The sequence below is a fragment of the [Pseudomonas] carboxydohydrogena genome (assembly GCF_029030725.1).
Taxonomy (GTDB): domain Bacteria; phylum Pseudomonadota; class Alphaproteobacteria; order Rhizobiales; family Xanthobacteraceae; genus Afipia; species Afipia carboxydohydrogena.
This window is the reverse complement of sequence record NZ_CP113162.1, coordinates 889,334-902,863: the sequence shown is the minus strand read 5'-3', so window position 1 is coordinate 902,863 and position 13,530 is coordinate 889,334. Positions and strand designations below refer to the sequence as shown.

The following is a 13,530-nucleotide window of genomic DNA, read 5'->3' as shown; positions in this document are numbered from 1 at the left end:
GCGGGAGATTTCCTGATACCAGTTAACGTTATCGGCGGTTTGGGCCGCAGCCTCCCCGCCCCCGGTGGACTCATCCGCCGTCCCATTGATAATCAGCCTGTAAGGCTCACACCGATCAGCCGAATTTCTTTTTGGAGCAGGATTTCAAGCGTTGCCCAGAGCCGAGTTTTCCTTGCAGGCCATCCGCAACAACCGGCTCTCGACATTTTGTCTGAGCGCCGCGCCCGCCTGGGTCTGGTCCGAGGCAGGCCATCGCCTACTCTGGGCCAATGCGGCAGGCCGCGCGTTCTTCCGCGCATCGGATGACGATGCGCTGCTCGCCCGCACGTTCGGGCCCGCCGATCCCTATCGCCGGCAGGTGAAGCAACTGGCCTCCATCCTCGCGCCGTCCGGCGCGTTGCGGCTGGAGCGGCTGCGCGGATTCGGCGCACATCTCGGCGGCCTGATGACGTGCGGCTGCTCCAGGATTTCACTCGACGGCGAGAGCGGCATTCTCATCGCCGCCGCACAGCCGGGTGGGCGGGTGCAGCCCTTCGCGGAGCGCCTGCGCGCACTGATCGAGGATATCGGACTACCCGCCGCCGCATTCGTGAACGGGCATCTCGAAGTCGCCAATTCCGCGGCCCGCGCATATGACGAAACCATAGGTGAGCTCGCCGGAATCGCGCTGCCAACGCATTTTCCCGAGCAGGGCTCCGCCCTTGAGACGCCGCTCGGGCGCGCGATCGTTCACCGTGCAGGCGCGGAGCCGGAAACCGCGCTGATCGTGCTGCTGGAGGGGCTGGCCGCGCGTCCGCGTCCCGACAAAGCCGTTGACGCAGCCCCGGTTCCTGTTGTCGAACCGGCCCGGGCGGGCGAGGTTGTGCCCATGCACGAACCGGCTCCGCGCGAACCGGCCGCGCCCTCTTTGCCAAACGAGTTGTTCATGGATGACAGCGTGGGGTCCGATAGCCCTCCCGAGATAGCGCCCGCAGCAACGCCCGAATTGATCCCGCTGCCGGACGATCTCGCCGGACAGCGGCGGAAGCACCCGCTGCGCTTCACCTGGGCGATGGATGCCGAAGGCCGCTTCTCGTTCGGCGCGGGCGAATTCACGCATCTGATCGGCGCGCAGACCGCGGCCGCGTTCGGCCGGCTCTGGAATGAGGTCAACGCGGCGCTGGCGCTCGATCCCGAGAACCGCGTGGCGCAGGCGGTGGCCGCGCGCGACACCTTCAGCAGCGTTCTTTTGCAATGGCCCGCCGACGGTCTCGATGCGCGTTTGCCGGTCGAGATGTCGGGCCTGCCGCTCTTTGGCCGCGACCGCGCCTTAGCGGGCTATCGCGGCTTCGGCATCTGCCGCGACCTCGACGGCCTCACCCGTGCCGCCGCGCAGCGCCGCCACGACACGCTGTTCGACTCCACTCCCGTGCCGACGCCGCCGCCCGCCGCTCCGACTCCTGAACCATCCGTTCCGCACGCCGGGACCGTGTTCGATGAACCGGCCAAGGCCGAAGGCGTGGAGGCGCCGCCCAACGTCGTGCCGTTCCGTCCCGCCAACGACGACGCGCGGGCGCCGGTGCTGACGCCCGGCGAGAACAACGCCTTTCAGGAACTGGCGCGGCAATTGTCCGAACGGCTGGAAAACGAAACCGAGCGGCGGCTCAGCGCCCTGCACGAGGAAGAACTGGCCAACGACAGCACCGCCACCCAGCCGCAGGACGACGCGATCTTCGCGGACGAGGAAGATGAACCCGCGGCGGCGCCCGCGCCATCTTCCCCCGCCGCACACGCGCGACAGAACACCTCGCTCTACGATCAGTTGCCCTCGGGCGTACTGGTCTATCGCGCCGACCGCCTGCTCTACGCCAACAACGCCTTCCTCTCAGCCACCGGCTACACGACGCTCAACGCCCTCAACAGGGATGGCGGGCTCGGCGCGCTCTATGTCGGGTCAGGCGTCGCGGACACGGACTCATCCGGCGAAGGCACGCCGATCAAGGTCTCCACCGTGTCGATGGGCGCGCATCAGGCGCTCGACGCCAGGCTCCACACGATCGACTGGGAAGGCGAGAGCGCGCTGGCGCTGATCCTGTCTCCGGTTGCGCCACAACGGACGGATACCATCCCCGTCGCCGCTGCCGAACCGCCGCCGCGCCCCGACCTCATCGAATCCGACGAACTCGCGACCATTCTCGAGACCACCGCCGAAGGCGTGGTGATGTTCGACGGCGACGGCCGCATCATCGCCTGCAACCGCAGCGCGGAAGCATTGTTCGGCCGCGACGGACTCGAGGGCCACAATCTGTCCGAACTGTTCGCGCCGGAAAGCCAGCGCGCGGTTCTCGACTATCTCGAAGGCATCAAGTCCGGCGCCATGCAGGGCCTGTTCGAACAGGGCCGCGACGTGCTCGGCCGCGCGCCTGATGGCGGCGCGATGGCGCTCTCGGTCACGATGGGACGCACCCGCCCGGATCGCCCGCGTTACTTCGCGGTGTTCCGCGACAAGCCACCCGCCGCTCCCGCGCCTCGCGCGCCGGAACAGGACAAACGCTCCGATGAGCGCACCGCCAGCGCCAAGGCCGACCTGCTCGCCCGCCTCAGCCATGAGGTACGCGCGCCGGTCAACGCCATCATCGGCTTCGCCGACGTGATGATCGAGGAGCGGTTCGGCGCGCTCGGCAACGAGCGCTACGCCGACTACATGAAGGATATTCGCGCCTCCGGCGAGCGGGTGGTTTCCATCATCGATGACATGCTTGATTTGTCGCGGATCGAATCCGGCAAGCTCGATCTCGAATTCGTCAATCAGGATCTCAACGTGCTGGTCGAGCAATGCGTCGGCGTGATGCAGCCGCAGGCCAACCGCGAGCGCATCATCATCCGCTCGTCGCTGACGCACGGCCTGCCGAACATCCAGGCCGACGCGCGGGCGCTGCGCCAGATCGCGTTGACGCTGATCGGCACGGCCATCCATCTCGCCAATGCGGGCGGACAGGTCATCGTCTCGACGGCGCTCAACGATCTTGGCGAAGTGGCGCTGCGCATCCGCGACACCGGTCACGGCATGAACGACAACGAAATCGCGGCGGCGATGGCGCCATTTCGTACGCCCTCGCCCACGGACGAAGTGGCCGCCGGCAACGGCACCAACCTGTCGCTCGCGAAAGCGCTGGTGGAGGCCAATCGCGGCCGCTTCCATCTCAGGAGTTCGCCGAACACCGGCACGCTGATCGAGGTGGCGTTTTCGCAGACCCCCGCGACGGCGTAAGGTCTCTTAGCCCTTCAGCGCCACCTTGTAGTCGGCCTCGGTCTTGGCCTTGACGTCATCGAGCGTCACGCCGTCGGCGAGTTCGATCAGCGTCATGCCGCCCGTGCCGTTCTTGTCGATGGTGAACACCGCCAGATCGGTGACGACGAGATCGACCACCTTCTGGCCCGTGAGCGGCAACGTGCATTTGTGCAGCAGCTTCGGGCCGTCCTTGGCCGAATGCTCCATCACCACGACGACGCGCTTGACGCCCGCGACGAGGTCCATCGCGCCGCCCATGCCCTTCACCATCTTGCCGGGAATCATCCAGTTGGCGAGGTCGCCGTTCTGCGCGACCTGCATCGCGCCGAGGATCGACAGATCGATGTGGCCGCCACGGATCATGCCGAACGAATCCGCGCTGGAAAAATAGCTGGTGTCCGGCAGTTCGGTGACGGTCTGCTTGCCGGCGTTGATGAGATCGGGATCTTCCTCGCCCGCATAGGGGAACGGGCCGGTGCCGAGCATGCCGTTCTCGCTCTGGAGCGCAACGTCGATGCCCTCGGGAATGTAGTTCGACACCAGCGTCGGGATGCCGATGCCGAGATTGACGTAGAAGCCGTCGCGCAATTCCTTCGCGGCGCGCGCGGCCATCTGTTCGCGGGTCCATGCCATGATGGTTCTCCTGAATTAGGCGCGCTGGCGCACGGTGCGCTGCTCGATGTGTTTGAGTGCGGGATCGACCGCGACGATGCGCTTGACGAAAATGCCGGGCGTGTGGATCTGGTCGGGATCGAGTTCGCCGGCAGGCACCAGATGCTCGACTTCCGCCACCGTCATGCGCGAGGCGGTCGCCATCATTGGGTTGAAATTGCGCGCGGTCTTCCGGTAGATCAGGTTGCCGGCGGTATCGCCCTTCCAGGCATGGACGATGGAGAGGTCCGCGAACAGCGCGCGCTCCATCACATAGGTCTCGCCGTCGAAATCCTTCAGTTCCTTGCCTTCCGCCGCCAGCGTACCGACGCCGGTCTTGGTGTAGAAGGCCGGAATGCCCGCGCCGCCCGCGCGGATGCGCTCGGCCAGCGTGCCCTGCGGATTGAATTCGAGATCGAGTTCGCCCGCGAGGAACATCTGCGCGAAGGTCTTGTTCTCGCCGACATAGGACGAGATCATTTTCCTGATCTGCTTCCTCTCCAGCATCTTGCCGAGGCCGATACCATCGACGGCGGCGTTGTTGGAGATCACCGTGAGGTTCTTAACGCCGCTGTCGCAGATCGCGTTGGCGAGCGTCTCGGCGATACCGCACAGACCGAACCCGCCGGACATGATCGTCATGCCGTCGCGGAGCGTGCCTTCCAGCGCCGATTTGGCGTCGGGATATACCTTGTTCATGAGCAACCCATTCCAGTGGACACGACGGCTACCCGCCGGGCTGAAGATGTTCTTAGGCGCAATCCGGAAAAGCCGTCAATTGAGCAAAAATAGGCAGACTGCCCGATGGCGATCCCAGAACCGTCTCAAGACGGTCTCAGGATCGGCCGCTTTCATGACCGGACGATGTCCCGCCCCGATGGCACGGGCCGCGAGCAGGTGTGGCAAAGGCCCCTCAAGCCTTGAAAGCGTCAAGAAAACGGATCAAGTTGCGCGCGGCCGGGGCGGTCCCATGGATCCCCGCAATCACACCATCGAACCGGATCGTTCTATTTGACCACGCACGCGATCAGACGCCTTGCTTTGCCCGTGGCGGCCGTCCTCGGCGCCGTGCTGGCGGGCCTTCTCGCAAGCTCGTGGTTCGTCGATCGCAATGCCGTCCGGCAGGCCGTCGAAACGCAAATTCGCGACGCCACCGGACTGGAGCTTGTCGTCACCGGCAAGACCGAGGTTTCGCTGTTTCCCTCCGCGCGGGTCGTTCTCCACGGCGTCGCCCTGAAGGGCAGCGCGGATAGCGACGCGCCGCTCAGCACGGACCAGTTGCAGGCAAGGCTCAGCCTGTTCGGGCTGATCGCGGGACACACCCGCGTCACCGACGTGGCGCTGCACGCACCGCGCATCCGCGTGACCGTGGACAAGGACGGCCACTCCAACTGGGCGCCGATCGTGCAGACCTTCGCCCGCGCGGTGAAACCCGCCGCCGCGCGCGATGTCTGGTTTTCCGACGTCAGGATTTCGGACGGCACCCTCGCCTATCGCAACGCCAGGAACCAGGCGAATGAAACGGTGGGCGGCATCGATCTCGCGATCTCGCTGCCGTCCAGCTCGCGCAGCTTCTCCGTGCGCGGCCAGTCCACCTGGCACAACGAGCAACTCGAGGGCAGCTTCACGATCGCCGACTTCCTCGCGGCGGTCGATGGCGAGAAATCCGGCCTGAAGGTGAAATTCTCCGGCGCGCCGCTGAAGCTCTCCTTCGACGGCAGCATGACCAACCGTTCGAGCCTGCTGCTCGACGGCACGCTGACCGCCGACACTAACTCGCTGCGCGGCCTGACGCGCTGGGCCGGTTACGAATTGCCGGGCGGCAACGGGTTTGGCCCGTTCTCGCTGAAGGCGCGCGCCAACGTGGTCGGCAATTCGGTGGCGCTGACCAATGTCGCCACCTCGCTCGACGGCAACGCCGCCGAGGGCGTGCTGACCTTCAACGGCAGCACCGGCCAGCAGACCCTGCAAGGCACGCTCGCGGCCGATACGCTCGACCTCACGCCCTATCTCGGGACCATCCGCCTGCTCGCGGGCGCGCATGAATGGAACCGGCAAGCCTTCGACCTGCGGGCGCTGTCGGAAACCAGTCTCGACATCCGTCTCTCGGCGGCAAAAGTCACCATCGGCTCCTCGAAGCTGGGGCGCACCGCGTTCGGCGCGAACGTGCGCAACGGCACGCTGGCGCTCTCGATCGGCGAAGCGCAGATGCTCGGCGGCATCGCCAGAGGCTCGCTTTCCGTCAGCCGCATCGATGACGGCGCCAACGTCAAGGCGCAGTTCGGATTCACCGATGTCGATCTCGAGGCCGGCGGGGCCGAACTGTTCGACATCCGCTCGCTGCGCGGCCGCGGCGACCTCAACCTGACGCTAGAAGCGCAGGGCGCGAGCGCCTTCGCGCTGACACAGACGCTCGACGGCAGCGTCGTGCTGACGGCGCACGACGGCGCACTCTCCGGGTTCAACGTCGAACAATTGCTGCGGCGGCTGGAGCGCCGGCCATTGTCGGGTGCGGGAAGTTTCCGCAGCGGCTCAACGCCGTTCGACACCCTGCGGATCGCCGTCACCATCAATGACGGCATGGCGCACGCGGACGATATTGCGCTCGACGGACCCGCGACGCGCGTGACGCTGACCGGCGACGCCTCGATCCCCTCGCGCGAATACGACCTGAAAGGCACCGCCGCACTGAAGGCGGCCGCGGGTGCGCCGCCGGAATTCCAGTTGCCGTTCGTTGTGCAGGGGCCGTGGGACGATCCCCTGATCCTGCCGGATTCCGATATCCTGATCCGCCGCTCGACCGTGACCGCGCCGCTGCTCGACTCGCTCAGGGACCACAAGGCGCGCGACGCCGTGAAAGCGGTGATCGAACGGCTGTCGGGCAAGAAGCCCGCGCCTCCTGCCCCTGCTGCTCCACCCGCAGCGGAAGCACCGGCAGCGGCGCCGCAGGCGAATTGAACTTACAGCGGCGCGGCGTTCTCGCCACGATCGCTCGACAATTTCGAAGCAAGTGACGCCGCGACGATCACCGCCGCGACAAAGGCCACGATCAGCGTGCAGATCGCGTTGATCTCCGGCTTCACCCCGAGCCGCACTTCCGAATAAATCCGGATCGGCAGCGTCGAGGACCCCGGTCCCGTGGTGAAGCTCGCGATCACCAGATCATCGAGCGACAGTGTGAACGCCAGCATCCAGCCCGCGGCAATCGAGGGCCAGATCAACGGCAGCGTGACGGACGCGAACGCCCGCGCCGGGCTGCAACCGAGATCCATCGCCGCCTCCTCCAGACTGCGGTCGAGCCCGTTCAGCCGCGCCTGCACCACCACCGCGACAAAGCACATCGTCAGCGTGGTGTGGGCGATGGTGACGGTCCAGAAGCCGCGCCCGGCATCGATGGCGACGAACAGCAGAAGCAACGAAAGCCCGGTGATGACTTCCGGCATCACCAATGGCGCATACAGCATTCCGGAAAACAACGTGCGGCCGCGAAAAAATCCGCCGCGCGACAGACCGACGGCCGCCAACGTGCCGAGCAGTGTCGCGAGACTCGCCGACACCACGCCGACGCGCAGGCTCATCCAGGCCGCCGACAGCATTGCGCTATTGTCGAACAATTCGCGATACCATTTCAGCGACCAGCCGCCCCACACCGTGACGAGGCGCGAGGCGTTGAACGAATAGATCACCAGAATGACGATCGGCAGATACAGAAACGCCAGCCCCAGCGCGAGAGCCGCGACATTCACCGCCGAGGGTTTATGCAGCGCGCGCGCCATCAGCGGCTCTCCAACTGCTTGCGCTGGATGTGCTCATAGACCAGCAGCGGCGCGAGCAGCAGCACCAGCAGCACGACGGCGATGGTCGAGGCCACCGGCCAGTCGCGGTTGGTGAAGAATTCCAGCCACAGCGTCTGGCCGATCATCATATTGTCGGAACCCGCGAGCAGATCGGGGATCACGAATTCGCCCGCGATCGGGATGAAGCACAACAGCGCTCCCGCCGCGATGCCAGGCAGCGACAGCGGCACGGTGACGAGCCAGAACGCCTTCAGCCGCGAGCAGCCGAGATCGCCGGCGGCCTCCAGCAATGCGCCGTCCATCTTCGAGAGCGTCGCGAACAGCGGCAGGATCATGAACGGAAAATACGAATAGACGATGCCGAGATACATCGCGGCGTCGGTCGACAGCCACGGCACCGGGCGGTCGATGATATGCAGCGTCAGCAGCAGCGAGTTGAGAAGCCCATCGTGCTGCAAAATGTTGATCCAGGCATAGATGCGGATCAGGAACGAGGTCCAGAACGGCACCACCACCAGCATCATCGTGACGCTTTGCCAGCGTTGCGGCAACCGCGACATCGCGTAGGCGACCGGATAGCCGATCACGAGCAGGATCAAAGTCGAGACCAGCGCCACGGTGACGCTGCGCAGGTAAGAGAAGATATAAATGTCGTCGGAGGCGAGCAGATAGAAATTGTCGAGCGAGAGTTTCGACAGGCCGTCGCGAAAGGCGCTCCACCCCCCGAATAGATCGAACGCCGGCGCATAAGGCGGCTGCGCGATCACCGTCTGCGACAGCGCGATCTTCAGCACGAAGCCGAACGGCACCAGAAAGAACAGCGCCATCCACACATAAGGCGCGACGGCGGCGATCCGTGCCGGACGGGTGAAGATGCGGCGGCTTTTCATTGCGTCAGCACCACCGCGTCTTCCGGCGCGAACGACACCACCACTTGCTGCCCGGTCTCGAACGCCGCCTCGCTGCCCGCCGCGTTGACGCGCGCGACCTGGACGACATCGCCACCCGCGAGTTTCACGCGATAGCGCGTCAACCCGCCGAGATAATCGGCATCAACCACCTCGCCCGGCTGCGCGTTGACGCCGCCTGAGGACACATCATGCGAGAGCGACAGCTTCTCGGGCCGCACCGCGATCGAGACCGCCTGCCCGGCTTGCACCGCGCCCGCGACACGAAACACGCCGGCCGTCGGCATCGCAACGCTCACGCAGCCGCCCGCCTGCGACACCACCTGCCCGTCGAACAGATTGACGTCACCGACGAAGCCCGCGATCCAGCGCGAACCCGGCCGCTCGTACAGCGCGCGCGGCGTTGCCACCTGCACCAGTTGCCCCTTGTTCATCACGCCGATCCGGTCGGCCAGCGTCATCGCCTCCTCCTGATCGTGGGTGACGATGATGAAGGACATGCCGAGGCGGCGCTGCACCTGAATAAGCTCAGCCTGCGTTTCCGCGCGCAGCTTCTTGTCGAGCGCCGCCAGCGGCTCGTCGAGCAGCAGCAGGCGCGGCCGCCGCGCCAGGGCACGCGCCAGCGCCACGCGCTGACGCTGCCCACCGGACAACTGATCGGGCTTGCGCCGCTCCAGCCCCTGCAACCGTACCAGCGCGACCATCTCCGCGACGCGCATGGCGATTTCATCTTTCGGTAGCCCCGCCCGCTTCAGGCCGAAGGCAATGTTGGCCTCGACACTGAGATGGGGAAACAGCGCGTAGTTCTGGAACATCATGTTCACGGGGCGCAGATGCGGCGGCACGTCTGCGATGTTCTCGCCGTCGAGCCAGATGCCGCCTTGGTCCGGCGTCTCGAATCCGGCCAGCATCCGCAACAGCGTGGTCTTGCCGCAGCCGCTCGGGCCGAGCAGCGCAAAGAACTCCCCCGCGCCGATCTGGAGCGACACGCCATCGACGGCGGTAAAGCCGCCGAACCGCTTGCTGACAGTCTCGATGCGCATCAGCGGCGCAGATGCAGCGCCGCTCATGAGAATCCATTCCGCATTTGATCGCGAACTCCCGCCCCGATGGCCTTTTCAGGCCGCGCGCCAAACCAAAGCGTCCATGCTCTTGGCATCACTGTGCGCATTGTCAAGCCGGGCGGCCGCAGCCACCCGACGCACGTTCACAGGAGGGAATGTAAAGCTAGCTGACCCGGCGGATGGTGACGACGTTGCTGCCTTCGACATCGACATAGGGCTTGCGTCCCACCCAGGCGTCGTAGTGCACGATCGGGCCCGGCTTGCCCAGCAGATAGCCCTGGATCTGGTCGCAGGCCTCCACCGCGAGGAAGCTCAACTGATCCTGCGTTTCGACGCCCTCGGCGACGATAGAGATATCGAGGCCGTGACCAAGTCCGATCACCGAACGGATGATCGCCGAGGATTGCTGGTTGCGGCCGAGATTCATGACGAAGGCGCGGTCGATCTTGATCTTGTCGAACGGGAACGCTTGCAGATAGGTCAGCGACGAATAGCCGGAGCCGAAATCGTCCATCGCGATACGCACGCCGAGCGCTTTCAGGCGGCGCAGCAGCAGCAGGCTGCGCTCGAAATCGTCGATCAGCACGCCTTCGGTGATTTCGAGTTCGAGCCGGCCGGGGGTGAGGCCCGTCTCCAGCAGGATCGAATGGACAAGCCCGACCAGATCGCCATGCATGAACTGCGCGGGAGACAGGTTGACGGCGATCTGCAAATGACGCGGCCACGATGCGGCCTCGCGGCAAGCCTCCCGCAAAATCCATTCGCCCAGTTCGACGATCAGGCCGCTTTCCTCGGCGAGCGGAATGAAATCGGACGGCGGCACGAAGCCGCGCGTCGGATGCACCCAGCGTACCAGTGCCTCGAATCCCGTCACGTCGTCGCCGCACAGATGCTGGCGCGCCCGCGCCAGCGGCTGGTAATGCAGCGACATTTCGCCCTTGCGCAGCGCGTTGTGCAGGTCCTGATGCAAGGCGCGCCGGTCGCGAATCTGCTGATCCATTTCGGCTTCGTAGAACACGATCGAACCGCGCGACTTGGCCTTGGCGCGGCTCAGCGCCGCACCGGCATTCGCCAGCAGCGCCGCGCCATCGCGGCCGTTACGCGGGAAGATCGAGATGCCCGCGGTGACGCCGATGCGCAGGGTCTTGCCGTCGATCTCGAATTCCTGAGAGATCATCCTGGCGACAGTTTCGGCGAGTTTCCACGCCGCCGTCGGCTGCTCGCCGTCGATGATCATGCCGTATTCGTCGCCGCCGAGCCGCGCGACCACGCCTGCGCCGGCCGCTTTCTCGAGCCGCTTGGTCACTTCGATCAAGAGTTTGTCGCCGATCTCGTGACCGAACACGTCGTTGACTTCCTTGAAGCGATCGAGATCGACCGACAGCACCGCGAATTCCTCATTGGTGCCGTCGCAGGCGTCGATCAGTTGCGCCAGCGCCTGCAAGAACGCGGCGCGGTTCGGCATGCCGGTGAGGCCGTCGTGATAGGCCATGTGCGCCATGCGCGATTCCGTCTCGCGCCGGTCAGTGATGTCGTCGCTGGTCTTGATGAGATATTGCGGCGCGCCCGCCTCATCGGTGACGGTGACGCGGCGGGTGGCGAACAGACGCAGCCCGTTGTCAGTCGGAATCGGGTGTTCTTCGGTGACAAGGCCGCCCTGCTGGATCGCGGCATCGTCGCGCTGAAGCACGAACTTCGCCGCAGCCTCGGGATGAACCTCCATCACCGTCTGGCCGATGATGGCGCCACGCTTGCGATTCAGAATAGTCTCGGCCGCGCGGTTGGCGAGCACGAACTTGCCGTCCTTGATGCGCTTGACCATGACGGCGGAGGGGATGTTGTCGAGCACCATCTCCAGGAAGCGCTTGGTCGAGGCCAGTTCTTCCGAAAGCCTGCCCTCCTCGGTGCAATCCTCGTGCGTGGCAACGATACCGCCGTTGGAGAGCGTCTCCTTCTTCATGCGGATACGCCGCCCGTCCGGCAGCACATTGACATAGCCCTCGGGCGCCATGGAGTCCTGCCAATAGGTCTCGATGTCTTCCGCCAGCATTCCACGCGCCTTGCGAAGCTCCATCAACTCGAGCCGCGTCATGTTCTTGCGGATGTCGGAACGCGACAGGCCGTAGATTTGCAAATACCGGTCGTTGCAATACGTGACCACCTGCCGCGCATTGGTGATGACGATGCCTTGCGACAGGTTGTTGAGCGCGGAGGAGACGAAAAATTCGCGGCGCGCATTGATCCGGCGGGCGCGGCGCAGCGCGGACATCACCCAGACGAACATCGCGAACAGAATGAAAATGACGATCAGGCCATCGACCACGATCTGAAAAGTCAGGGACCTCTGGTCCATGCCAGCGAAACCGGTCGCGACTTCGGCGTCGGTCATGGCATGGGCCATCGGGGCGGTCATCATCGACAACGCGACAACCAAACCCACCCCGCCGGAGAAGCGGATGGCCCCCGTTCTGATGATCCTGCGCCAGACGTCCATGATAACCCGTGGATTGACGAGCGACACTCTCTGGTTGCAGCGGTATTCATCGGGTAAACGCGTACCCCAGCACCGCGATTTATTCACTTCCGCGCGAGCAAATGGTTGGTCATGGTTAATGAAATCCTCACCGGCCCGAAGCCACGAACGCCTATGACGCAAACGCCGCACCGGAGAATGCATGGATCGCGTTGAGTGCATCGTCGTGGGCGCGGGAGTCGTGGGCCTCGCTGTGGCGCGCGCGCTCGCTTTGGCCGGGCGCGAGGTGATCGTGATCGAGACTGCGGGCGATATCGGCACCGGCACGTCATCGCGTAATTCGGAAGTGATCCACGCCGGCATCTATTATCCCGCGGGCAGCGCCATGGCGCGGCTGTGCGTCACCGGCAGGGAGTTGCTGTACCGCTACTGCGAGGACCACGGTGTGCCGTACCGCCGCTGCGGCAAGCTCATCGTCGCCACCGGGCCCGACGATCCCGAGAGACTTTCCGCGATCCGCGCCCGCGCCGAGGCGAACGGCGTCACCGATCTGGTCACCTTGAGCGCGGACGAAGCGCGCGCGAAAGAACCCGCACTGAACTGCACCGGCGCGCTGCATTCGCCCTCGACCGGCATCATCGACAGCCACGCATTCATGCTCAGCCTGCGGGGCGATGCCGAACAGGCGGGCGCGGCGTTCGCCTTTCACGCTCCGCTCATGAAGGCGCGGCGGGAGGGCGAGGGATTCGTGGTCGAGACCGGCGGCGATGCGCCGATGACGCTCGGCTGCGATCTCCTCATCAACGCGGCCGGACTGAGCGCGCCGGAGGTGGCCCGCGCCATCGAAGGACTGCCGCCCGAGCATATTCCCACGGCCTACTACGCCAAGGGCAATTACTTCGCCTGCGCGACGCGCGTGCCGTTCTCACGCCTGATTTATCCGCTGCCCGAGCCGGGCGGCCTCGGCGTGCATCTCACGCTCGATACCGGCGGCGCCGGACGGTTCGGCCCCGACGTCGAATGGGTGGAAACGCTCGCCTATGATGTCGATCCAGAACGCGCGGAGCGTTTCTATCCGGCGATCCGGCGCTATTGGCAGGATCTTCCGGATGGCGCGCTTGTGCCGGCCTATTCAGGCATCCGGCCCAAGATCGTTCCGCCCGGCGCTCCCGCGCAGGATTTCGTGATCCAGGGCGCGCAGCGTCACGGCGTCCCGGGACTCGTCAACCTGTTCGGTATCGAATCGCCGGGCCTGACCGCATCGCTCGCGATCGCGGAAGACGTGCGGGCCCTCTTTCCGCGCGATAAATAGCGGCGAAAGAGCGGCCCTTCACGTCCAGTCGTTTCAAGTCCTGGAAAAAGACAG

General features: G+C 65.3%; 9 protein-coding genes. 3 read left to right on the top strand and 6 right to left on the bottom strand.

Annotation, left to right across the window (positions count from 1 at the left end; all coding sequences use genetic code 11):
* Positions 1 to 151: 151 nt before the first annotated feature.
* Complete coding sequence (locus AFIC_RS04320) at positions 152 to 3,250, top strand: PAS domain-containing protein (RefSeq protein ID WP_275247928.1); 3,099 nt, start codon at positions 152 to 154, stop codon at positions 3,248 to 3,250.
* A 6-nt stretch (positions 3,251 to 3,256) separates the two neighbouring features.
* Here the strand turns inward: AFIC_RS04320 and AFIC_RS04315 are convergent, their stop codons facing one another.
* Positions 3,257 to 3,904: a 3-oxoacid CoA-transferase subunit B gene (locus AFIC_RS04315; protein ID WP_275247927.1), complete on the bottom strand. Its 648-nt coding sequence runs from the start codon at positions 3,902 to 3,904 to the stop codon at positions 3,257 to 3,259.
* A 15-nt stretch (positions 3,905 to 3,919) separates the two neighbouring features.
* A complete protein-coding gene (locus AFIC_RS04310; RefSeq protein WP_275247926.1) occupies positions 3,920 to 4,621 on the bottom strand; it encodes a CoA transferase subunit A in 702 nt (233 codons plus the stop codon).
* A gap of 312 nt (positions 4,622 to 4,933) precedes the next feature.
* Here AFIC_RS04310 and AFIC_RS04305 point away from each other — a divergent pair, with 312 nt between their 5' ends.
* On the top strand, positions 4,934 to 6,880 hold the full coding sequence (locus AFIC_RS04305) for an AsmA family protein (protein ID WP_420833364.1): 1,947 nt from the start codon (positions 4,934 to 4,936) through the stop codon (positions 6,878 to 6,880).
* Between the two features lie 2 nt (positions 6,881 to 6,882).
* Here the strand turns inward: AFIC_RS04305 and AFIC_RS04300 are convergent, their stop codons facing one another.
* The 4 genes from AFIC_RS04300 to AFIC_RS04285 form a co-directional block, all read right to left on the bottom strand.
* Positions 6,883 to 7,698 carry an ABC transporter permease gene (locus AFIC_RS04300; RefSeq protein ID WP_275247924.1) on the bottom strand — a complete coding sequence of 272 codons (816 nt, stop codon included), beginning with the start codon at positions 7,696 to 7,698 and terminating at the stop codon, positions 6,883 to 6,885.
* The gene (locus AFIC_RS04295; protein ID WP_275247923.1) at positions 7,698 to 8,609 is read right to left on the bottom strand and encodes an ABC transporter permease; all 912 of its coding nucleotides are present in this window, start codon (positions 8,607 to 8,609) and stop codon (positions 7,698 to 7,700) included. Before AFIC_RS04295 ends, AFIC_RS04300 begins: the two co-directional genes overlap by 1 nt.
* Complete coding sequence (locus AFIC_RS04290) at positions 8,606 to 9,697, bottom strand: ABC transporter ATP-binding protein (RefSeq protein ID WP_275247922.1); 1,092 nt, start codon at positions 9,695 to 9,697, stop codon at positions 8,606 to 8,608. The genes AFIC_RS04295 and AFIC_RS04290 overlap by 4 nt, the downstream gene beginning before the upstream one ends.
* A 157-nt stretch (positions 9,698 to 9,854) precedes the next feature.
* A complete protein-coding gene (locus AFIC_RS04285; RefSeq protein WP_275247921.1) occupies positions 9,855 to 12,185 on the bottom strand; it encodes an EAL domain-containing protein in 2,331 nt (776 codons plus the stop codon).
* A gap of 181 nt (positions 12,186 to 12,366) precedes the next feature.
* Between AFIC_RS04285 and AFIC_RS04280 the strand changes: the two genes are divergently transcribed.
* Positions 12,367 to 13,476: an NAD(P)/FAD-dependent oxidoreductase gene (locus tag AFIC_RS04280; RefSeq protein WP_275247920.1), complete on the top strand. Its 1,110-nt coding sequence runs from the start codon at positions 12,367 to 12,369 to the stop codon at positions 13,474 to 13,476.
* Positions 13,477 to 13,530 lie beyond the last annotated feature (54 nt).